This window comes from Actinomadura sp. NPDC023710, from assembly GCF_040639875.1.
GTDB lineage: Bacteria > Actinomycetota > Actinomycetes > Streptosporangiales > Streptosporangiaceae > Spirillospora > Spirillospora citrea.
Window position 1 is genome coordinate 78,125 of record NZ_JBFAGB010000019.1, and the last position, 21,436, is coordinate 99,560.

At 73.8% G+C, this 21,436-nt stretch carries 20 protein-coding genes; 14 read left to right on the forward strand and 6 right to left on the reverse strand.

Annotated features, from left to right (window positions below; translation table 11 throughout):
* Positions 1-23: 23 nt before the first annotated feature.
* Entirely contained in the window at positions 24-2,123 is a 2,100-nt protein-coding gene (gene malQ, locus AB0H37_RS22675; RefSeq protein WP_360614920.1) for a 4-alpha-glucanotransferase, read from the forward strand.
* Here malQ and AB0H37_RS22680 read toward each other — a convergent pair.
* Both AB0H37_RS22680 and pepN read right to left on the reverse strand, forming a co-directional pair.
* Positions 2,104-3,096, reverse strand: a complete 993-nt coding sequence (locus AB0H37_RS22680) for a hypothetical protein (protein WP_360614922.1) — start codon at positions 3,094-3,096, stop codon at positions 2,104-2,106. The two genes, malQ and AB0H37_RS22680, sit on opposite strands and share 20 nt — an antisense overlap.
* 85 nt (positions 3,097-3,181) lie before the next feature.
* Positions 3,182-5,716 carry an aminopeptidase N gene (pepN, locus tag AB0H37_RS22685; protein ID WP_360614923.1) on the reverse strand — a complete coding sequence of 845 codons (2,535 nt, stop codon included), beginning with the start codon at positions 5,714-5,716 and terminating at the stop codon, positions 3,182-3,184.
* Between the two features lie 165 nt (positions 5,717-5,881).
* On the opposite strand from pepN, the gene AB0H37_RS22690 reads away from it, so the two are divergent.
* The 8 genes from AB0H37_RS22690 to AB0H37_RS22725 all read left to right on the forward strand — a co-directional run bounded on the left by AB0H37_RS22690 (position 5,882) and on the right by AB0H37_RS22725 (position 11,908).
* Positions 5,882-6,496, forward strand: coding sequence for a DsbA family protein (locus AB0H37_RS22690; RefSeq protein ID WP_329087155.1), 615 nt, complete (start codon positions 5,882-5,884; stop codon positions 6,494-6,496).
* Positions 6,497-6,629: 133 nt separating this feature from the next.
* Positions 6,630-7,340: an energy-coupling factor ABC transporter permease gene (locus AB0H37_RS22695; RefSeq protein ID WP_360614926.1), complete on the forward strand. Its 711-nt coding sequence runs from the start codon at positions 6,630-6,632 to the stop codon at positions 7,338-7,340.
* An 11-nt stretch (positions 7,341-7,351) separates the two neighbouring features.
* Complete coding sequence (locus AB0H37_RS22700) at positions 7,352-7,708, forward strand: PDGLE domain-containing protein (protein WP_360614928.1); 357 nt, start codon at positions 7,352-7,354, stop codon at positions 7,706-7,708.
* Positions 7,708-8,472 carry a cobalt ECF transporter T component CbiQ gene (gene cbiQ, locus AB0H37_RS22705; RefSeq protein ID WP_360614929.1) on the forward strand — a complete coding sequence of 255 codons (765 nt, stop codon included), beginning with the start codon at positions 7,708-7,710 and terminating at the stop codon, positions 8,470-8,472. Before AB0H37_RS22700 ends, cbiQ begins: the two co-directional genes overlap by 1 nt.
* Positions 8,469-9,221, forward strand: a complete 753-nt coding sequence (locus tag AB0H37_RS22710) for an ABC transporter ATP-binding protein (protein ID WP_360614931.1) — start codon at positions 8,469-8,471, stop codon at positions 9,219-9,221. Before cbiQ ends, AB0H37_RS22710 begins: the two co-directional genes overlap by 4 nt.
* Positions 9,222-9,359: 138 nt before the next feature.
* On the forward strand, positions 9,360-10,304 hold the full coding sequence (locus AB0H37_RS22715; RefSeq protein ID WP_360614933.1) for an ATP-binding protein: 945 nt from the start codon (positions 9,360-9,362) through the stop codon (positions 10,302-10,304).
* Between the two features lie 61 nt (positions 10,305-10,365).
* A complete protein-coding gene (locus AB0H37_RS22720; protein ID WP_360614934.1) occupies positions 10,366-11,388 on the forward strand; it encodes a hypothetical protein in 1,023 nt (340 codons plus the stop codon).
* A 43-nt stretch (positions 11,389-11,431) separates the two neighbouring features.
* A complete protein-coding gene (locus AB0H37_RS22725; protein ID WP_179836766.1) occupies positions 11,432-11,908 on the forward strand; it encodes a ribose-5-phosphate isomerase in 477 nt (158 codons plus the stop codon).
* Between the two features lie 20 nt (positions 11,909-11,928).
* On the opposite strand, the gene AB0H37_RS22730 is transcribed toward AB0H37_RS22725, so the two are convergent.
* Positions 11,929-12,162: a hypothetical protein gene (locus tag AB0H37_RS22730; RefSeq protein WP_360614936.1), complete on the reverse strand. Its 234-nt coding sequence runs from the start codon at positions 12,160-12,162 to the stop codon at positions 11,929-11,931.
* 132 nt (positions 12,163-12,294) lie between these two features.
* Here AB0H37_RS22730 and AB0H37_RS22735 point away from each other — a divergent pair, with 132 nt between their 5' ends.
* Entirely contained in the window at positions 12,295-13,413 is a 1,119-nt protein-coding gene (locus AB0H37_RS22735; protein ID WP_179836764.1) for a PP2C family protein-serine/threonine phosphatase, read from the forward strand.
* Positions 13,414-13,437: 24 nt separating this feature from the next.
* On the opposite strand, the gene AB0H37_RS22740 is transcribed toward AB0H37_RS22735, so the two are convergent.
* Positions 13,438-14,742: a serine/threonine-protein kinase gene (locus AB0H37_RS22740; RefSeq protein WP_360614938.1), complete on the reverse strand. Its 1,305-nt coding sequence runs from the start codon at positions 14,740-14,742 to the stop codon at positions 13,438-13,440.
* 333 nt (positions 14,743-15,075) lie between these two features.
* Between AB0H37_RS22740 and AB0H37_RS22745 the strand changes: the two genes are divergently transcribed.
* The gene (locus AB0H37_RS22745; protein WP_360614940.1) at positions 15,076-16,437 is read left to right on the forward strand and encodes an ATP-binding protein; all 1,362 of its coding nucleotides are present in this window, start codon (positions 15,076-15,078) and stop codon (positions 16,435-16,437) included.
* On the opposite strand, the gene AB0H37_RS22750 is transcribed toward AB0H37_RS22745, so the two are convergent.
* Positions 16,434-17,855, reverse strand: coding sequence for an amidase (locus AB0H37_RS22750; RefSeq protein ID WP_360614942.1), 1,422 nt, complete (start codon positions 17,853-17,855; stop codon positions 16,434-16,436). The two genes, AB0H37_RS22745 and AB0H37_RS22750, sit on opposite strands and share 4 nt — an antisense overlap.
* A 100-nt stretch (positions 17,856-17,955) precedes the next feature.
* Between AB0H37_RS22750 and AB0H37_RS22755 the strand changes: the two genes are divergently transcribed.
* Both AB0H37_RS22755 and AB0H37_RS22760 read left to right on the forward strand, forming a co-directional pair.
* Complete coding sequence (locus AB0H37_RS22755) at positions 17,956-19,428, forward strand: carboxyl transferase domain-containing protein (RefSeq protein WP_360614944.1); 1,473 nt, start codon at positions 17,956-17,958, stop codon at positions 19,426-19,428.
* Entirely contained in the window at positions 19,425-20,039 is a 615-nt protein-coding gene (locus AB0H37_RS22760) for a class I SAM-dependent methyltransferase (protein ID WP_360614946.1), read from the forward strand. Before AB0H37_RS22755 ends, AB0H37_RS22760 begins: the two co-directional genes overlap by 4 nt.
* Before the next feature lie 200 nt (positions 20,040-20,239).
* Here the strand turns inward: AB0H37_RS22760 and AB0H37_RS22765 are convergent, their stop codons facing one another.
* A complete protein-coding gene (locus tag AB0H37_RS22765; protein WP_329087180.1) occupies positions 20,240-20,620 on the reverse strand; it encodes a MerR family transcriptional regulator in 381 nt (126 codons plus the stop codon).
* A gap of 116 nt (positions 20,621-20,736) precedes the next feature.
* On the opposite strand from AB0H37_RS22765, the gene AB0H37_RS22770 reads away from it, so the two are divergent.
* Complete coding sequence (locus tag AB0H37_RS22770) at positions 20,737-21,423, forward strand: SDR family NAD(P)-dependent oxidoreductase (RefSeq protein WP_360614949.1); 687 nt, start codon at positions 20,737-20,739, stop codon at positions 21,421-21,423.
* The last annotated feature ends 13 nt before the right edge of the window (positions 21,424-21,436 follow it).

The window sequence follows — 21,436 nt, forward strand, 5'->3', positions numbered from 1 at the left end:
GCCGCACCGGGCATGGTGCAGGCGTGGGTGACGACGAACTGATCAGACTGGCCGGGCACCACGGCGTCGCGACGCGCTACGAGGACTGGCGGGGACGGGAGGCGGCCGTCTCGCGCGACACGCTCGTCGCCGTCCTCGGGGCGCTCGGGGTGGACGCCTCCACCCCCTCCTCCGTCCGGGCGGAGCTCGCGCGCCGGCGGGAGCGGGCGCGGGAGCTGCCGCCGACCGTCGTCGTCCGCCGGGCCGGCGGTGGGACGGCCGGCCGGATCCGCGCGGCGCTCGGCGGTCACCTGGACGGCGGCGCCGAAGTGGAGATCGAGACCGGCACGGACGAGGTCCTGGCGCCGCCGCGCGACCGCGTGCCGCCCGCCGAGCGCTCCTTCGAGCCCCTGGACGGGCTCGCGGACGTGCCGCCCGGGTGGCGCGGCCTGCGCGTCCGGAACGGGGCGCGGACGCAGTACGCGCAGCTGCTGGTGGCCCCCGACGCGCTGCGGCCGCCGCCCAGGATGTGGGGGTTCACGGCGCAGCTGTACTCGGTGCGGTCCGCCGCGTCGTGGGGTCTCGGCGACCTGCGCGACCTGGCGGACCTCGCGGACTGGAGCGGGCGGGAGCTCGGCGCGGGGTTCGTCCTGGTCAATCCGCTGCACGCGACCGAACCGGTCCCGCCGGTCGGAGCGTCCCCGTACTCGCCGATGAGCCGCCGCTTCCCCTCGCCGCTGTATCTGCGGATCGAGGACATGCCCGAGTACGCGGACCTGCCCGCCGCGGACCGGGAGCGGTTCGGAACCCTCGCCGCCAAGCTGCGGGCCCAGGAGGGCCTGCTGGACAGGGACGCGGTGTGGGCCGCGAAGCTGGAGGCCCTGGAGGCGATGTACCTCCGCCGGGACCGCGACCCGCGCTTCGAGGAGTTCCGGCGGCGGGAGGGCGCCGCGCTCGCGAGCTTCTCGACGTGGTGCGCGATCAGCGAGGAGCAGGAGGCCACGGACTGGCGGCGCTGGCCGTCCCGGCTGCAGGGAGCCCGTGACCACGGCGTGGTGGACGCTCCCGGGCACCAGGCCCGCGCCGGCTTCCACGCGTGGCTTCAGTGGCGGCTGGACGGGCAGCTCGCGGCCGCTCAGCGCGCGGCCCGGGACGCGGGGATGCCCCTCGGGATCGTCCACGACCTGGCGGTCGGGGTCCCGCACGGCAGTGCCGACGCCTGGATCTACCGCGACTCCTGCGCGCCCGGGATGAGCGTCGGGGCGCCCCCGGACGAGTTCAACCAGCGCGGACAGGACTGGGGGCAGCAGCCGTGGCGGCCGGGCGCGCTCGCCCTCGCCGGCTACCGGCCGTTCCGCGAGATGGCCGCCGCCGCGCTGCGGCACGCCGGCGGCATCCGCCTGGACCACGCGATGCAGGTGTCGCGCCTGTGGTGGGTGCCCGAGGGGGCGTCCCCCGCCGACGGCACCTACGTCCGCTACGACCGCGACGCCCTGCTCGGCTCGCTGTCCTGGGAGGCCGAGCGCTTCGGCGCCGTGGTCGTCGGGGAGGATCTCGGCACCGTCGAGCCGGAGGTGCGGGAGGCGCTGGCCGACAGCGGAGTCCTCGGCACGTCCCTGCTCTGGTTCGAACGGGACGAGCACGGCCGCCCCAAGCCGCCGGGCCGGTGGCGGGAGCTGTCCCTGGCGACCGTCGGCACCCACGACATGCCGCCGATCACCGGGTTCGTGCACGGCGACCACATCGACCTGCGCGACCGCCTCGGGCTGCTCACCCGCTCCCGCGCCGAGGAGGAGGACGACCACCGCCGCCAACTGGCCGGCTGGCTCGCCGTGCTGCACGCCGAGGGCCTGCTCCCGGCAGAGCCGGCAGAGGTCGTGCGGGCGCTGGCGGACGGCTCCACCGCCTACGACGAGGAGATCGTCACCGCGCTGCAGGAGTTCCTGACCCGCACCCCGGCCCGCCTCATCGGCATCTCCCTGGCCGACGCCGTGGGTGAGCGCCGCACCCAGAACCAGCCGGGCACCGTCGACGAGTACCCGAACTGGCGGGTTCCGCTGGGCGACGCGGACGGCCGCCCGGTTCTCCTGGACGACCTCAGGACCCGCGGCGCGCTCAGGCTCTTCAGGCGAGCGTCGAGGTGATGCGCTCGGTGACGTCGTGGAGGAGCGTGTCGGGGCGCAGGTCGGTGGCGGCGACCGCCGAGAAGACGGCCGGCAGGCCCGGCAGGGGATAGGAGTCGTCGTCCGCCAGCGCGGCCTTGCCCAGCGGGTGCCGGGACAGGGACCTGCGGGCGCGCGTCCATGCCGTCTGGACCTCCTCGGGCGAGGGCACGCCGAACCCGTGGCCGACCGGCGCGGCGTGCCGCAGCTTCACCAGGGCGCCGTCGGCGAAGTCCGCGGCGAGCCGGCAGCGGTCGCTGAGGTCGGCGCGGACGAGGTCGTCCAGGCGGGTCATGACCGTGCAGGGGGTGCGGCAGCGGGCGGCGCAGTCGCCCAGCGCGGCCGCGACCTGGCTGTGCTGGCGGTCGAGGTAGGCGCGCCAGCCGGACGGCGGCTCCTTGGCGACCCGCAGGGTGCGCTCGCAGGCGGAGCGCTCCGGCCGGGTGTGGTCGCACATGCGGGCCGACCCCGGCTCGACGGGGACGCCGAAACGGCTGCCCTCGCCGCGCACGGCGCTCCCGATGAGGGCCGGGTCGCCCGCGTGGCCGAGGACGGGCTCCCAGGCCAGCATCGGCAGGTACTCGCCGGCGATGTGGACGGCGGCGACGAGCGCGGCCATGTCGCGGCGGTGCCAGCGGATCGCGATGACCTCCAGCAGGAGGCGGTAGGCGGGGCGGAGGCTGGCGAGCGCCCCGCGGGGGTGCTCGCGCGGGGCCTGCGGCATGCGGCTGGCGCGGGCCCGGTCGAGGAGGTCGAGCGGGACCTCGCCGGCCTCCTCCGGCATGCCGAAGTCCTCGGCGTCCAGGTCCAGGACGCGCTGCCCGAACGCGCACAGCGCCGCGACCGCCGCGGAGCGGCCGTCCGCGGCCAGGGCGCCCTGGCCGATCAGCGCCTCCAGGTCGCCGAAGGCGTGGCGCCGCGCCAGTGCCGTCAGAACGTCGCGAGCCGTCTCCACCGTGTCCCTCCCCCGTGACCATGCAACGATCGCACGGCCACGGGGTCCTTCGGACGGGTTCTTCGGACGGACGGGTGCGGACGGGTCAGGCGGAGGCGGCGTCCTTCGCGCGGGCGCGCAGGGCGCGCGCGACGCCGTCGCGCCCCTCCAGCAGCAGCCGCCGCAGCGCCGCAGGCGGGTCGTTCTCGGCGATGTAGGCGTCGGTGCGGTCGACCGTGGACTGCTCGATCACCAGGAACGGGTAGGCGACCTCGGCGAACGTCTGTGCCATGTCGCTGGTCCACTCCTTCCACACGCGCCCCACCTCGGCGAAGTACGCGTCGACGTAGGGGACGAGCAGGTTGGCCTGGTCCGGCTCGACGAAGCCGCCGAGCGTCGCCCGGTAGAGGGCGTTCGGCAGGTCGCCCGCCACGATCCGCTCCCAGGCGGCCGCCTTGGCCTCGGGGGTCGGGATCGCGGCCTTGCAGGCGGCGGCGTGCCGCTCCCCGGCGGCGGTCCGGTCCCGCTCGTGCTCGGCGTCGATCTCGGCCTCGCCCGCCTTGCCGGTGATGACGAGGCGGCGCAGCAGCGCCCAGCGCAGGTCGGTGTCGACGGTGAGGCCGTCGAGGACCTGCGAGCCGTCCAGCAGGCCCTGCACGAACGCCAGGTGCTCGCCGGTGACGGCCGACGCGGTGAACGCCAGGGTGTAGGCGAGCTGGAGGTCCGAGCCGGGCTCGGCCTCGCGGGCCAGATCCGACAGGGTGTCGGCCATCAGGGCGAGGCCCTCCTCGCGCCACACCGGGTCGGCGTACTGCTGGACGGCGGTGCGCGCCTGCCGCAGCAGCGTCTGCGTGACCGAGATGTCGGTGACGCCGCGGATCCCCTTCACCACGAGCCGGACATAGTCGCGCGTCGCCATCTCGGCGTCACGGGTCATGTCCCACGCCGCCGACCAGCACAGGGCGCGCGGCAGGCTGTCCCTGACCTCGCCGATGTCCTCGATGAGCGTCTTCAGGGAGTGCTCGTCCAGGCGGACCTTGGCGTAGGTGAGGTCGTCGTCGTTGACCAGGACCAGGTCGGGCCGCTTCCTGCCGACGAGCTGCGGGACCTCGGTGCGGGCCCCGACCACGTCCAGCTCGACCCGGTCGCGCCGCACGAGCCCGTCGGCGGTCTTGTCGTACAGGCCGATGGCCAGGCGGTGCGCCCGCAGCGTCGGGTAGTCGGCCTTGGCCTCCTGCAGCACGGTGAACGAGGAGAAGTCGCCCTCGCCGTCGACCTCATACTCGGGCCGCATCGTGTTGACCCCTGCGGTCTCCAGCCACTCCTTCGACCAGGACGCCAGGTCGCGGCCGGACGTCTCCTCCAGCGCCCCCAGCAGGTCGGTGAGGACGGTGTTGCCCCACGCGTGCCGGTCGAAGTAGCGCCGCACGCCCTCCAGGAAGTTGTCGAGGCCGACGTAGGCCACGAGCTGCTTCAGCACGGACGCGCCCTTGGCGTAGGTGATCCCGTCGAAGTTCACCTCGACCGCGCGGATGTCGGGGATGTCGGCGGAGATCGGGTGCGTGGACGGCAGCTGGTCCTGCCGGTAGGCCCACGCCTTCTCCAGGTTCGCGAACGTCGTCCACGAGCCCTTCCACTTGGTGGCCTCCGCCTGGCACAGGACGCTCATGTACGTGGCGAACGACTCGTTCAGCCACAGGTCGTCCCACCAGCGCATCGTGACGAGGTCGCCGAACCACATGTGCGCCATCTCGTGCAGGATCGTCTCGGCGCGCCGCTCGTAGGCCGCGTCGGTCACCCGGGACCGGAAGACGTAGTCCTCCAGGAACGTCACGCAGCCCGCGTTCTCCATGGCGCCCGCGTTGAACTCGGGTACGAAGAGCTGGTCGTACTTCGAGAACGGGTACGGGCGGCCGAAGACCTTCTCGAAGTAGCCGAAGCCCTGGCGGGTCACGTCCACGATCGCGTCGGCGTCGAGGTGCTCGGCCAGCGAGGCGCGGCAGTACACGCCGAGCGGGATGACGGTGCCGTCCTCGCGGCGGTACTCGTCCCGGACCACGTGGTACGGCCCGGCGACGAGCGCGGTGATGTAGGTGGAGATCTGCGGCGTGGGCAGGAAGTGCCACGTTCCGCCCTCGGCCGTCTCGGCGGCCTCGTTGGTGACGACCTCCCACCCCTGCGGCGCCTTCACGGTCAGCTCGAAGGTGGCCTTCAGGTCGGGCTGGTCGAAGCAGGTGAACATGCGGTGCGCGTCGGCCGTCTCGAACTGCGAGTACAGGTACACGCTCTCGTCGACCGGGTCGACGAACCGGTGCAGGCCCTCACCCGACCGGGAGTACGCGCAGTCGGCCACCACCCGCAGCTCGTTGTCGGCCGCCAGGCCGGGCAGCGGGATCCGGCCCTTGTCGGCGTCATAGGACCCGGGATCCAGGGCCTTGCCGTTCAGGGTCGCCTCCCGCACGACGGCGCCGTGCAGGTCGATGAAGGTGGACGCGCCGGTCTCGGCGCTCCCGAACCTGATCACGGTGGTGGAACCGAACCGCTCCTCGCCCGTCGTGAGGTCCAGGTCGACCGTGTACGACGCGACGCTGAGCAGCCGGGCCCGTTCCCGCGCCTCATCGCGCGTGAGGTTGCCTGCCACATGAACTCCTTGGTCGGCTTAAAGGCTTGGTGTCCCCATGTCTACCAACCGGACGACCCTACGGCCCGTCCGCCACGGCCTTCGGTGACCTCTCGCAGACGGGAATCGGGACGGTCGCACCCGGGTTGTGGCTGGGGAGACATGCACACTCCCTAGGAGGCGACGTTGCCCGAGGACGTTCCCACACCCGTGGATTTCTGGTTCGACCCCCTGTGCCCCTGGGCGTGGATCACCTCTCGCTGGATCCTGGAAGTCCAGGAGCAGCGGCCGATCGACGTGCGCTGGCATGTGATGAGCCTGGCCGTCCTCAACGAGGACAAGGACATCCCGGAGGACTACCGGCGGATGCTCGCCGACGCCTGGGGCCCTGTCCGCGTGTGCGTGGCCGCCGAGCAGAAGTACGGCCCCGAGGTGCTCGGGCGCCTTTACACCGAGCTGGGCACCCGCAGGCACCACGAGCGGCAGAAGTTCGACCGCGCGTTCTTCGAGGAGTCGCTGACCGCCGCGGGTCTCGACCCGGCCCTCGCGGACGCCGCCGAGTCCACCGGCTACGACGAGGCCGTGCGCGCTTCCCACAAGGACGGGATCGACCGCGTCGGCCAGGAGGTCGGCACGCCGGTGATCGAGGTCGAGGGCCACGCCTTCTTCGGCCCCGTCGTCACCCCCATCCCGCGCGGCGAGGCCGCGGTCAAGCTCTTCGACGGCGTCCTGGCGGTCGCGAGCACGCCCGGTTTCTTCGAGCTGAAGCGCACGAGGACGGAGAACCCGAGCTTCGACTGAGCGTGAGCCGCGGCCGTCCCGCGTTCTCGCCGGCAGGCCACACATGGGTTGCTATTGCGAGGATGTTGCAACTACGAGGTGAATGCCGACAAACTGGTCCTGCTGGCTGTGCAGAGGTAGGGGTGGTCGAGTCGTGCACGTACCGGACGGATTCATCGATGCGCCGGTCTCGCTCGCTGCGGGCGCCGTGGCGGTGGCCGGGGTCGGGGTCGCGCTGCGCGGCGCCCGGCGCGAACTGGACGACCGCACCGCGCCGCTCGCCGGGCTGACGGCCGCGTTCGTCTTCGCCGCGCAGATGCTCAACTTCCCGGTCGCGTCCGGGACGAGCGGGCACCTGCTCGGCGGGACGCTCGCCGCGATCCTCGTCGGGCCCTATACCGGCGTCCTGTGCGTGTCGGTCGTCCTGCTCATGCAGGCACTGCTGTTCGCGGACGGGGGCCTGACGGCGCTGGGCGTCAACATCACCACGATGGCGCTGGTCACCGTGGTCGTCGGCTACGGGTTGTTCCGGCTGCTGCTGCGGGTGCTGCCCAAGACGCGCGCCTCGGTCTCCGGGGCGGCGTTCGCCGCGGCCGTCGTCTCGGTGCCCGCCGCGGCCGTCGCCTTCACGCTGATCTACGCGGTCGGGGGGACGACCGACGTCTCGATCGGCAAGGTCGCCGCCGCGATGATCGGCGTGCACGTGCTGATCGGCATCGGCGAGGCGCTGATCACCGCGGTGACCGTGTCGAGCGTGCTCGCCGTCCGGCCCGACCTGGTGTACGGGGCGCGCGGGCTGATGAAGCCGCTGGAGCTGCGCACGGGCGGGCGGAACGCCGCCGAACCGAAGCCGTCCCAGGCCTGAGGAGGACCACGATGACCACCAAGCGCTTCTTCGCCGGGTTCCTGCTCGTCTCCCTCGTCCTGGCCGGGATCGTCAGCTACTACGCCAGCGCGAACCCCGACGGCCTGGAGAAGGTCGCCGAGGACAAGGGCATCAGCGCCAAGGAGAAGGACCACTCGCTCAAGGACTCGCCGCTCGGCGACTACGGCGTCAAGGGCGTCGACGACGCGCGGCTGTCCGGCGGGCTGTCCGGCGTGATCGGCGTGGGCCTCGTCCTCCTCGTGGGCGGCGGGCTGTTCTGGACGGTCCGGCGGCGGGGTCCGGTCGCCGCGCGGACGGCTCCGGAGCGGGCCGGCGAGGCGCCGTCCGAGCCGTCCAGGAAGGGCTGATGGGCGCGGGCCACGCGCACCGGCTCCACATCCCGGGCGCCTCGCCGGTGCACCGGCTTCCGCCGCAGTGCAAGCTCGTCGCCGTCCTGGCGTTCGTGCTGCTGGTCGTCGCCACGCCGCGCGAGCGGATCTGGGCGTTCGGCGTGTACGCACTGCTGCTCGCGGCGGTCACGGCGGCGGCCCGGATCCCGTTCGGGACGGTCGCGCGGCGGATCGTCATCGAGGTGCCGTTCGTCGCGTTCGCCTTCCTCATGCCGTTCGTGGCGAACGGCGAGAAGATCACCGTGCTGGGGCTGCGGCTGAGCGAGAGCGGGCTGTGGGGCGCCTGGAACATCCTCGCCAAGGGCACCCTCGGCGTCGTCGCGTCGATCCTGCTGGCCGCGACGACCGAGCCGCGGCTGCTGCTGCTCGGCATCGAGCGGCTGCGGATGCCGCAGCTCATCACGCAGATCGCCACGTTCATGCTGCGGTACGGCGACGTCGTCGCCGCGGAGCTCGGCCGGATGAGGGTCGCGCGGGCGGCCCGCGGTTTCGAGGCCCGCGACATCCGCGCGACGGGGGTGCTCGCCAGGTCCGTGGGCGCCCTGTTCCTGCGCTCCTACGAGCGCGGCGAGCGGGTGCACCTGGCCATGGTGAGCCGCGGTTACGAGGGGCGGATGCCCGTCGTCGACAGCGTGGGCGCGACCGCGGCGCAGTGGACGGCCGCCGCCGCGCTGCCCTCGGCCGCCGCGCTCGTCACGCTGGCTGCTTGGATGGCCCCATGACGCCGTCGCTGGAGGTGAAGGGCCTCGCCTACGCGTATCCCGACGGCACGCAGGCGCTGTACGGCGTCGACCTGACGGTCGGGCGCGGGGAGCGCGTCGCGCTGCTCGGTCCGAACGGCGCCGGGAAGACCACGCTCGTCCTGCACCTGAACGGCATCCTGAACGGCGGCCTGGGTGAAGTCCGGGTAGGCGGTCTCGCCGTCGACTCCAAGGACAGGAAGGCGCTGCGGGAGATCCGCCGCCGCGTCGGTATCGTCTTCCAGGACCCCGACGACCAGCTGTTCATGCCGTCCGTCCGGGAGGACGTCGCGTTCGGCCCCGCCAACCTCGGCCTGCGCGGCGCCGACCTGGACCGCCGGGTGCGGGACGCGCTCGCCCGCGTCGGCATGCTGGACGCCGCCGACCGCCCGCCGCAGCACCTCAGCTTCGGCCAGCGCCGCCGCGTCGCCGTCGCCACCGTCCTGGCGATGGAGCCGGAGATCCTCGTGCTGGACGAGCCGTCCTCCAACCTGGACCCCGCCAGCCGCCGCGAGCTCGCCGAGATCCTGCTGAGCCTGGACGTGACGGTCCTGATGGTCACGCACGACATGCCGTACGCGGCGGAGCTGTGCCCGCGGTCGGTGATCCTCTCCGGCGGCGTCATCGCGGCCGACCGTCCCACGCGCGACCTGCTCACCGACGCCGAACTGCTCGCGGCGCACCGCCTGGAGCTGCCCTTCGGGTTCGACCCGGCCGCGGCCCTGCGCTGACCGCCGCGCGCCTCCCCTCGGCCCGACCCGCGCGGGATCGCCGGCACTTCGGCCGTTCCGCTTGCCTGCCCGTCCCCGCTCCGGGAGACTCGTTGCCTGACAGTGGTAACGGTTTTCATATCCAAAATGGGGGCATTCGTGAAGGTTGCGTTCGTCGGGAAGGGCGGCAGCGGCAAGACCACCCTGTCGGCGCTGTTCGTCCGCCATCTGGCCGGACGCGGGCTGCCCGTGGTCGCCATCGACGCCGACATCAACCAGCACCTCGGCGTGGCGCTGGGGCTGGACGAGGGCCGCGCCGCCAAGATCCCCGCGCTGGGCGACCGGCTCGCCGAGCTCAAGGAGCACCTGCGCGGCGCCAACCCGCGCATCTCCTCCGCGGCCGCGATGGTCAAGACCACCCCGCCCGGCTCCGGGTCGCGGCTGCTGCGGTTCCGCGGCGACGACCCCTTCCACGAGGCGGGCCAGGAGGTCGACGGCGTCACGCTGCTCGCCACCGGCCCCTTCAACGACGACGACCTCGGCGTGGCCTGCTACCACTCCAAGACCGGCGCGGTGGAGCTCTACCTCAACCACCTGGTGGACGGGTCCGGCGAGTACGTCGTCGTCGACATGACCGCCGGCGCCGACACGTTCGCCTCGGGGCTGTTCACGCGGTTCGACCTGATGTTCCTGGTCGCCGAGCCCACCCGCAAGGGCGTCGGCGTCTACCGGCAGTACACCGAGTACGCCCGCGACTACGACGTCGCCATCCGCGTCGTCGGCAACAAGGTGCAGTCCGAGGAGGACGTCGCCTACCTGCGCGAGCACGTCGGCGACGATCTGCTGACGTGGGTCGGCCAGTCCGCCGCCGTCCGGGCGCTGGAGCAGGGCCGGGACGGCGTCTCGCTCGAGGACGGCAACACCGCCGCCCTCGACCGCATGCGCGCCGAGGTGGACGGCCGCGTCAAGGACTGGGACGAGTTCCAGCGGCAGGCCGTGGAGTTCCACGTCAAGAACGCGCGGAGCTGGGCGAGCCGGGCCGCGGGGGAGGACCTCGAAGCGCAGGTCGACCCCGGGTTCCGCTTCCCCGTCCCCGTCTCCTAGCGCCTACTGCGGGTAGTTCGGGCCCTACCGGCGGAGACGAAACGGCACTACTCTGCCCGCCATGACGATGCGGCGGATGCTCGCGACGACGGGCGGCGCGGTGGTTCCGATGGCCCTTCTCGCGCTGCTCTTCGGCAACCAGTGGGTCGTCGACGAGATCAACAAGAGCGACCTCAGGTACGACGAGGGCATCGGGCCGGTGGTGACGTGGCTGCTCACGCTCGCCTGGCGGATCACCCCGATGGGAAGCCTCGGCGTGAAGCAGGTGGTCGCGGAGGACTTCGGCCTGCTCGTCTTCTTCGGCGTGCTGGTGGGCCTGGTGCTGGCGGGCACCCGGCTGGCGGATCCGGAGCGCGGCCCGTTCGGCGCGTTGATCATCGGCTGGTGGGCGGCGGTCGTCGCGGGCGGCGTGTCCGGGATCGTGGCCGCGCCGCTGACCCGCTGGGCGTTCGAGTTCCACGACGGGTCGTTCGGCCGCACCTTCAGCGCCACGGTCGGCCAGGGCGCCTCCTTCGGCTTCGCGTTCGGCTGGCTCGCCGGGCTCGGCGCGCTGGGCGGGTTCTTCCTCGCCCGCATCCGTGAGTCGGGGCCCCGGCCGCAGCAGCCCTACGCCCCGGCCCAGCCCTTCATGGCCGCGCAGGGCGCGCCGATGCAGCAGCAGCCCTATCCGCAGCAGATGCAGCCGCACCCCTCCGCCGTCCCCTACGTCCCGCCGCAGGGGCAGCCGCAGCAGCCCGCCTGGGGCGCCGCGCCCGTTCCGCCGCCTCCGCAGCAGGGGCAGCCTCCGCAGCCGGGGCAGTTCGGCGTGCCGCCCGTGCCACCGCAGCCGTCCGCGCCGCCGCAGGAGCAGGCGGCCCCCGAGGCGCCCGAAGAGCCGGAGGAGGCGCCGGAGGGGGCGCCTGAGGGGCGGAGGGAGGAGAGCCCGCAAGAGGCGCCGGAAGGACCGGAGGAGCCGAAGGACGGCTCCGAGGACGACCCCAAGGACGACCCCAGGGACGGCCCCGAAGAAGACCTCCCCGAGGACGACGACCTCGACCTCGCGGACCGGACGATGATCGACCGCAAGCGGGACGACGACACCTGACCCCGGCGCGCGGGCACGGCGCGGGCCTGCGACAATCGGGCGCATGCGCGTGTTTCTTGGATCCGACCATGCCGGCTTCGAGCTGAAGGAGCACCTGGTCTCCTGGCTGGAGCGGAACGGGCATGAGGCCGTCGACTGCGGCGCGTTCGTGTACGACGCCGTGGACGACTACCCGCCGTTCGTCCTGCGGGCGGCCGAGCGGACGGTGGCGGAGCCGGGAACGCTCGGCGTCGTGATCGGCGGTTCCGGCAACGGCGAGGCGATCGCGGCGAACAAGGTCAAGGGCGCGCGAGCCGCCCTGGTCTGGAACGAGGACACCGCCACGCTCGCCCGCGAGCACAACGACGCGAACATCATCGCGCTCGGGGCGCGGCAGCACGACCTGGACACCGCGACCCGCTTCCTGGAGCTGTTCCTCGCGACGTCCTACTCCAAGGAGCCGCGCCACACCCGGCGGATCAGGATGCTCAGCGCCTACGAGCACACCGGCGAGCTGCCGCCGCTGCCGCGCGAGGGCTGACCCGGGCCGTCGCCGTCCGGCTAGCGCCCGTTCTCGGAGGGCCGGCGGGCGCCGCGCTTGTCGAGGCGGCGCCGCTCGTTCTTCTCGGCCTTGGTCCGCCTGCCGTTGTCGCCGGACTTGTTCGGGTTCGATCCGGAGCCGGCCGCGGGGCCCGGGCCGGCGGCGGGCGGCTCCCCGCCCTCGGCGCGCGGGCGCGAGACGTCGCGGGCCCGCATCGCCGCGTCCACCGTGATCCGCATGCCCGGCTGGACCATGAGCCGCTCCCTTCCGAGTTGGTCGCAAGGCCACATCTACCCTGATTTCACGTAGCACGATCGTTACAGTGCGTCACTGGTGCCCCGGGATACTGACCGACCGGGCGCATTGCTCGATACAGTGCCGGAGTCATGCTTCAACGTCTGGTGCAGCTGCTCCCGCCGCGTGTGCGTGCCGTGCTGCGCAAGATTCCGTTCCTGGTCGTGCTCTACCGGTGGCTGAGGCGGGGTTCGCTGACCCGGGACCGGTACGTCTTCGTGGCCCTGGCGCTCCTCGCGGTCGTGATCGGCATCGCCACGTCCGGTGACTCGCGCGGGCTGGCCCCCTCCGGCGCGCTGGTGCTGATCGTGGTGGTCGGCGGTCTGCTGCTGAAGGTGCGGAGCCTGGTCGCCCTCCTGGCGATCGTGGCCGCGATGGCCGCCTACAACGTCTGGAAGGACGTCGCCGCCTTCGGCCTCGGCATGATCGCCACGCTGAGCATCACCGCGGTGCTCGCCATCACCCTCGCCCGGACCCGCCAGCAGCTCGGCGTGCAGGGCCTGCGCGGCGACTCGATGCTGCTGGAACTGCGCGACCGGCTCCGGCGGCACGGCGAGATGCCCGAGCTGCCGGACGGCTGGAGCTCGCAGGTCGTGATGCTGCAGGCGGGGGGCTCCTCGTTCGGCGGAGACTTCGTGGTGTCGGCGTCCGACGGCGAGAAGCTGGAGGTCGCGCTGGTCGACGTGTCCGGCAAGGGCACCGACGCCGGAACCAGAGCGCTGATGCTGTCGGGTGCCTTCGGGGGCCTGCTTGGATCGGTCCAGCCCGAGAACTTCCTGCCCGCGTGCAATATCTACCTGCAGCGCCAGCGGTGGGACGAGGGCTTCGTGACGGCCGTGCACGTCGTGGTCGACCTGCGCACGGGGGAGTACACGGTCGAGTCGGCCGGGCACCCGCCCGCCGTCCAGTTCGACGCGGGCAGCGGCGCCTGGCGGGTCAGCTCCGCCAAGGGCGTGGTGCTGGGCGTGGTGCCCGACCTGAACTGCGTGCCCGAGCGGGGGCAGTTGCGGCCGGGCGACGCGCTGCTCCTGTACACCGACGGCCTGGTGGAGTCGCCGGGCAGCGACCTCGACGCCGGGATCGACCGGCTGCTCGGCGAGGCGGAGCGGCTCGTCCCGCAGGGGTTCGGCCGCGGCGCGCGGGAACTGGTGGAGACGATGGCCGCGGCGCGCGACGACGACTGCGCTCTGGTCCTGGTCTGGCGCACCTGACGGGCGCGGCCCGGTGGGCCGGGCTCAGTGCTTGTACCTGCCTTTGGCCTTGCCGTGCTTCGCCGTGCCCTGCTGCTTCGACTTCGGCTTCTTCCCCTGCTGCTTCTGCTTGCGGGTCTTCGCCGGGGGCCGCCTGGACGTTCCGGCTCTGACGGCGCTCGCCTTCTTCGTGGGCGCGGCGGAGGCCGCCGGCGCGGACGGGGCCGGCGCGCCCGGCGAGGAGGACGGGGCGGCCTTGGCCCCGGTGATCCCGAGGATGATCGCCCCGACCAGGAGGGTGCCCGCCGCGGCGCCGGCACCCGCCAGCAGACGGGTGCGGGTGGACGTCGTGGCGCCCGCCATGCCGAGCGGCGTGAACGCCCTGGTGTCGGTCTCCTCGGCGCTGGGCTTGCGGGACCAGAACGGCGAGGGGCCCGCGGCGGGGCGTCGCCGCGCGGGGGAGCGCCGGGGAGCGGCGCGCAGGGGCGTGTCGCTCGGCGGAACGGGGCGCGGTGCGAGGCGGTCCGCGGCGTGCGGCTGCGGCTGCTCGACCAGGGCGAGCAGCAGGTCGGTCGCGGTGGGGCGGTCCGCCGGGTCCTCCGCCAGCGCCCACCGGACGAGCGGGACCAGCGCGTCCGGCAGCCCGGACAGGTCGGCGTCCCCGGCCGCGGTGCGCAGCGTCGCGGGATCGCCGCCGATCGGCATCTGCCCCGTACCGGCGTGGGCGATGAGGCAGCCCCAGGAGAAGATGTCGGCCGCCTGGGACGAGGGGCCCCCGACGAGCACCTCCGGGGCGATCCACCCCGGGGTGCCGAACACCTGTCCGGTCGTGGCGGTCTCGTCCGGCTCGTCCTGGCTGCCCGCGATGCCGAAGTCGATGACGCGGCATCCGGACAGGGTGAGCATCACGTTGGCGGGTTTGATGTCGCGGTGCACGAGCCCCGCCGCGTGGATGGCGGCGAGTGCCGAGGCGACGCCGACGGCGACGCCGTGCAGGTCGGCGGGCGGCAGCGGGCCGCCGGCGGTGAGCCGGTCGTGCAGGGAGACGCCCCCGACATAGTCGGTGACGAGGTAGGGGAGGCCGTCCTGCTCGCCCTGCGCGAGGACCCGCGCGGTGCAGAACGAGGCGACCCGGCTGGCGAGATGCGCCTCGTCGTGGAAGCGCCTCCGGTAGGACGGGTCGTCGGCGAGGTGCGGATGGATCGTCTTCACCGCGACGCGCCCGCCCGACACGGGGTCGGCTCCGAGGAAGACCGTCCCCATGCCGCCGGATCCGAGCCTGCCCAGTAGTCGGTGCCCGCCGACCTCGCGGGGGTCGGCGGGTTCGAGTGGCCTGAAGTCAGTGTCCATGCGGTGCCTCAGCACCTCCCTTCCGTCTCTCCCGGCCTCCCCTCCCCCATCGGCGGCGAATTATGGCGGGTTTTTCCGAAGAAGGGCGGAAACGTGATCGTCACGTCGATGTAGCACCCCGTGCATCGGGGGCGTGCACAGTGAGGGAAGCGGTGCCCGCGTGGGCGGCTCCCCAGGGGTGGGAGGCGCCGCCCGCGCGGGCGCCGGTCCGGTATGTGGCGATGTTTCGCAGGGCAATGGCCAGGTAGGAACCGTCCTGCGTTCTCCCCCCGGCGCGTCGACACGGTGCGGCGCCGGTCGCCGCGTGCGAGCCGGAAGGGGGAGGGGCGCCGGGTGCGGATACTCGGGGACCTGCTGACGCCGTCGTGCTGGTCGGTGCGGACCCGCGTGACCGTGGCCGCGACCCTGATCGTCACGCTCCTGCTCGTCGGCGGCGTCACGCTCTTCTACCAGGCCCTCCGCGGCACCGTCTACCGGGGGTTGCACGACCGCGGCACCCTGGTCGTCACCGACCTCGCCACGCTCGTCCGGGAGACCGACCTCCGGGGGACGATCCGCGTCGACGATCCCGGCTTCCCGCTGCTCCAGGTCCTGGACGGAGACGGCGACGTCCTCGCGGCCAGCGAGTCCCTGCACGGCCGCGGTCCTGTCAAAGTTCCGGTCTCACCGGTGGCGGGCCGTCCCGAGTACCACACCGTGCAATTCCAGGGGCTGGCCGACTTCTACTTCGTCACCGAGCGGGTGGACACCCGCTTCGGCACCCGAACGGTCTACGCCGGCGCGCCCATCACGACGTTCACCCGGTACAGGCCGGTGTTCATCGCGCTGCTCGCCGTGACGGTGCTGGTCGCGGCCTCCGCGGTGGGGTGGATCGTGTCGCTGTCGGTCCGGCGGGCGCTGCGGCCGGTCCGGCTGATGAGCACCGAGATGACGGAGATCACCGGCGGCGCCGCCCGCCGGGTGACCGTGCCGGGGCCGAACGACGAGGTGTCCGACCTGGCCGAGTCGGTGAACGTGATGCTGGACCGGCTGGAGGACGTCCTCACGCGGCAGCGCGCGTTCGTCGCGGACGTCTCGCACGAGCTGCGCAGCCCGCTGGCGGGCCTGCGCACCCAGCTGGAGGTGGCGCTGGAGCAGCCGGAGGACGAGGACTGGCCGGCAGTCGCCCGGGCGGCCCTCGCCGACGCCGACCGGCTGCAGGGCATCGTCAGCGACATGCTCATCCTGGCCAAGCTGGGCGCGGGCGTGCACGTCGCGCGGGAGCGGATCGACCTCGCCGAGCTGGTCCGGAGGGAGGTGGGCCGGCGGCCCCGCCGGGTCCCGGTCGAGGTCGCGGCGGACGAGGGCGTCACGGCCCGGGTCACCGAGGCCCATCTGGTCCGGCTGCTGACGAACCTGCTGGACAACGCCGAGCGGCACGCGGAGTCGCGGATCTGGGTGAGCGTGACCGCGGAGGGGCCGGAGGCGGTGCTGGAGGTCCGCGACGACGGCTCCGGGATCGCGCCGGAGGACCGCGAGCGGGTCTTCTGGCGGTTCCACCGGCTCGCCGAGGGCCGCGAGCGCGACCGCGGCGGCACCGGCCTCGGGCTGACGATCTCCCGCGACATCGCCCGCGCGCACGGCGGCACGCTCGTGGCCGCCGACAGCGACCGGGGCGCCCGGTTCGTCCTGCGCATCCCCCGCGAAGACCCCTAGGGAAGGGCCAGGGGCGGGCGCCGTGCGCCGTGCCGGGTCGCCCGCTCGAACGCGTGACCGATCTGCAGGACGGCGAGGTCCGCGTGATGGGGGCCGACGACCTGCAGCCCGACCGGCAGCCCGTCCGAGGTGAACCCGGCGGGCACCGACAGCGCGGGGCATCCGGTCGCCGAGATGAGGAAGCACGACCGCATCCACTCCAGGTAGTCGCGCATCGGCCGGCCCGCGACCTCGCCCGGGTACTCGGCGCCGGCGTCGAAGGGCGGGACCTGGCTGACCGGCAGCAGCAGCGCGTCGTAGCGCTCGAAGAACTCCCGGACGCGGTGGAACAGCGCCGTGTGGAGCGTCTCGGCGCGGCCGAGGTCGGCGCCGGTGAGGGAGCGGCCGGCGTCGATGTTCTCGGCGAGGGAGCGCTTGAAGTCGGCGCGGCGCTCGTCCAGCAGGGGGCGCAGGGTGATGTCCCAGTGCCAGGCCCGCAGGGTCCGGAAGACCTCGTCGGCGCCGGTCAGGTCGGGCGAGGCCTCCTCGACCGCGCAGCCCATCTCCTCGAACACCTCGGCGGCGGGTTCGAGGACGGCGGTGACGGCCGGGTCGACGGGGATCGTCCCGCCGAGGTCGGGGGACCAGGCGAGGCGCAGCCCGGCGAGGTCGCGGTCCAGCGGCGCGGCGAACGCCGACCCGTGGGTCTCCAGCGCGATCGGGCTGCGCGGGTCGGGGCCGGCGAGCACCGACAGCAGCAGCGCGACATCCGCGACGTCCCGGGCCATCGGGCCCTGCACGCCCAGCGTCGACCAGCCCGCGAGGACCGGCCAGGACGGCACCCGGCCCGGCGACGGGCGCAGCCCGACGACGTTGCAGAACGACGCGGGATTGCGCAGCGAGCCGCCCATGTCGCCGCCGTCCGCGAGCGGCTGCATCCCGCACGCCAGCGCGGCCGCGGCGCCGCCGCTGCTGCCGCCCGCCGAGCGGGACGGGTCGTAGGGGTTGCGGGTCAGGCCGAACACCCGGTTGAAGGTGTGGGATCCGGCGGCGAACTCCGGCGTGTTCGTCTTGCCGAGCGTGACGGCGCCCGCGGCGCGGATCCGCTCGATGACGAGTTCGTCGCGGTCCGGGACGTGGTCGGCGAAGATCGGCGACCCGGACGTGGTGCGGATGCCGGCGGTGGCGTGGGTGTCCTTGTGCGCCATGGGCAGGCCGTGCAGCGGGCCCGGCCGCTCCCCGGCGGCCAGCCGCTCGTCCGCCTCCCGCGCCTGCCGCGCCGCCCGCTCGGCGACCAGCGTGACGATGGCGTTGACCTGCGGGTTCGTCCGCTCGATCTGGTCGAGATGCGCCTGCAGAACCTCGCGCGCCGACAGCTCGCGGGCGCGGATCCGGCGCGCCAGGTCGCGGGCGGACGCGAAACAGATCTCCTCGGACACATGCCCTCCTCGTGCGCGGGGTCCCCACCAGTGTCCACCCCGCGCGCCCGGTGATCCCAGGGTGAGGTCATCATGCAGGGGAGACCGGCGGGAGGGCTTGGTGACGGAACGTGTCGGGGCGCGCGAGCTGCTGCGCCGGGTGCTGGACGCGGGCGCCTGGACGTCCTGGGACGTCCCGCCCGCGGGGGAGCCGCCCTCGTCCTCCGCGTACGCCGAGGATCTCGCCGCCGCCCGCGAGCGCAGCGGCTGCGACGAGGCCGTCCTGACGGGGGAGGGACTGCTGCGCGGGCGCCGCGTCGCGTTCGTCGTGTCGGAGTTCCGGTTCCTCGCGGGATCGATCGGCCTCGCCACCGCCGACCGGATCGTCGCGGCCGTCGAGCGCGCCACCGCCGCGGGCCTGCCGCTGCTCGCCGCGCCGTCCTCCGGCGGCACCCGCATGCAGGAGGGGACGGCCGCGTTCGTGCAGATGGCCCGCATCACCGCCGCCGTCATGGCGCACCGGGCCGCCGGTCTGCCCTACCTGGTCTACCTGAGGCATCCGACGACCGGCGGGGTGTTCGCGTCGTGGGGGTCGCTCGGGCACGTCACGGCCGCCGAGCCCGGCGCGCTGATCGGGTTCCTCGGGCCGCGCGTCTACGAGGGCCTGTACGGGGAGCCGTTCCCGCCGGGGGTGCAGGTCGCCGAGAACCTGGCGGCCAAGGGCCTGCTCGACGCCGTCGTGGCCATCGACGATCTCGCCGGGGTCGCCTCCGCCGCGCTGGACGTCCTGTGCGGGCGGCCGCCCGCGGCTCCCTCGCCCCTGCCCGAGAGCGTCCCCCCGGAAGGGACGGCGTGGGATTCGATCGAGCGTTCGCGCCGTCCGGACCGTCCGGGCGTGCGCGAACTGCTGCGCTACGGCGCCGCGGACGTGACGCCCCTTTCGGGCACCGGCCAGGGGGAGTCGGAGCCCGGCCTGCTGCTCGCCCTGGCACGTTTCGGGGCGGCGCCGTGCGTTCTGGTGGGCCAGGACCGGCGCGGCCAGCGTGGCGGCCACCCGCTGGGCCCGGCCGGGCTGCGCGTGGCGCGGCGCGGGATGCGGCTGGCCGCCGAGCTGGGCCTGCCGCTGGTCACCGTGGTCGACACGCCCGGCGCCGTCCTGTCGGCCGACGCGGAGGAGGGCGGGCTCGCCGGCGAGATCGCCCGCTGCCTCGCCGACCTGATCACCCTCCCGGCGCCGACGCTCTGCCTGCTGCTGGGCGAGGGCACGGGCGGCGCCGCGCTGGCGCTGCTGCCCGCCGACCGCGTCCTCGTGGCCCGGCACGCCTGGCTCTCGCCGCTGCCGCCCGAGGGCGCCTCGCTGATCGTCCACCGGACCCCGGCACGGGCCGGTGAGATGGCCGAGGCGCAGGGCGTCCGGTCGGCGGACCTGCTGCGCGGCGGGCTGGCGGACGCGCTCGTCGACGAGCGCCCGGACGCCGCCGACGAGCCGGAGACGTTCTGCCGCCGTGCCGCCGCGGCGGTGGAGCGGGGGCTGTCGGGCCTCGCGCCCGGCGCACCGGCCGCCCGCCAGGCGCGCTACCGTCGGGGATCATGACCGAGACCGTCTCCCGCGCCTACGACGCCATCGCCGACCTCTACGCCGACCTCTTCCGCGACGCGCTCGACGAGCTCCATCTGGACCGGGCGATGATCACCGCGTTCGCGGCGATGGCCCCGGCCGGGCCGGTCGCCGACCTCGGCTGCGGTCCCGGCCGCGGGACGGCGCTGCTGCACGGCCTCGGCCTGGACGCGTTCGGGCTCGACCTGTCGCCCGCCATGATCGCCCGCGCCCGCGCCGACCACCCGCACCTGCGCTTCGACGAGGGCGACATCACGGCGCTGGACCTCCCGGACGGCGGTCTGGCGGGCGTCCTGTCGTGGTACTCGACCATCCACCTGGGACCGGCGGAGATCCCGCGTGCCTTCGCCGAGTTCCACCGGGTTCTGGCCCCCGGCGGCCTGGTCCTGCTCGGTTTCCAGTCGACCGACGAGGGCGAGGCGGAGGCGTTCGACCACAAGGTCGCCCTCGCCTACCGCAGGCCCGTCGACGACATCGCCGAGCTGGCCGCCCAGGCCGGGCTGGTGGAGGTGGCGCGGCTCCTGCGCCGGCCTGCGGAGACGGAGCGCCCCTTCCCCGCAGGCTCCCTCCTGGCCCGCAAACCCTGAGGGGGCGCGGCGGTGCCCCGTTGCTAGGCTGTGTTTCACAGTCCCGGCCCACTTCGCTCGCCTGGCGGCTCGCTACGTGACCGGACCTGGGCGAACGCGGCATCGCTTCGCGATCTGCCCGGCTCCGCTCGCCTCCGGCTTCGCTCTACCGACCAGGTCACGCGTTCGCGCGTGCGGCCGAGGCCACTTCGAGACAGGCCCTAGCTGCCCGGTGCTCCGTCCGCCGGGCGCTGCGCGGCGGCGAGTAGAGTGTGAAGGGCCTGCTGGTAGGACTGGAGCCGGGTGATCATCCCGGCGATGCGGTCGCTCTCCCCGCGCAGGTCGGCGACCATGCTCGGACACGAAGCGGGCACCGGGCCCTCGTCACCGTCGTGCAGGCAGTGCAGAAATCGCGCGATGACCGCGGTGGGCAGCCCCGCGGCGAGCAGCGCGCGGACATGGCGCACGGCGACGACGTCCGAAGGCGCGTACTGACGGTAGCCGTTGGCCGACCGCAGGGGTCGCAGCAGGCCCTGCTCCTCGTAGTAGCGCAGCAACCGCCGGCTCACCCCGGTCGCCGCCGACAGATCACCGATCCGCATACCGCCCCTCCCCGAGCTTGACCCTCACATTGATGTGACGCCCTACCGTCCCATCGTCGACCCGTCACATCGTCGATCGTCCCACCATCCCCCACCGACCAGTCGAGGAGAGGTCCATGCCCGGAGCAGTGATCGTTGGTGCCGGCCCGGGAATCGGACGGGCCGTGGCCCGCCGCTTCGCCGGCGAGGGTCTGCCCGTCGCCCTGGTCGCCCGCAGCCGCACCACCGTGCAGACCGTAGCCGAAGCCGTCGCCGAGGTCGCGCCCGGCGGCGTCCGGGTCGTCACCGCCACCGCCGACGTCACCGACGAGGACGCGCTGCGCGCCGCCCTCGACCAGGCGGCCCGCGAACTGGGCCCACCCGACGTCGCCGTCTACAACGCCGCGGTGATCCGTCCCGACACCACCGACGACCTGTCGGCACGCGACCTGCTGAACGCGTACGCGGTGAACGTGGTCGGCGCGCACACCACCGCCGCGCACCTGCTGCCCGCCATGGCCGAACGCGGCGGCGGCTCATTCCTCATCACCGGCGGCATGCCCGACCCCAAACCGGAGTACCTGAGCCTCTCCCTCGGCAAGGCCGCGGTCCGGACGCTGGTGACACTGCTGGACCAGCGGTACGGGCCCTCCGGAGTGCACGCCGCCAGCATCACCGTGGACGGACCCGTCGCACCCGGCACCGCCTTCGACCCCGACGACATAGCCGAGCACTACTGGCGCCTGCACACCCAGCCGCCAGGACGCTGGGACCACGAAATTCTCCACAGCGGGGACGCGGGCGCGCCGGGTGAGCGGCGATGACCCCCACCGAAGC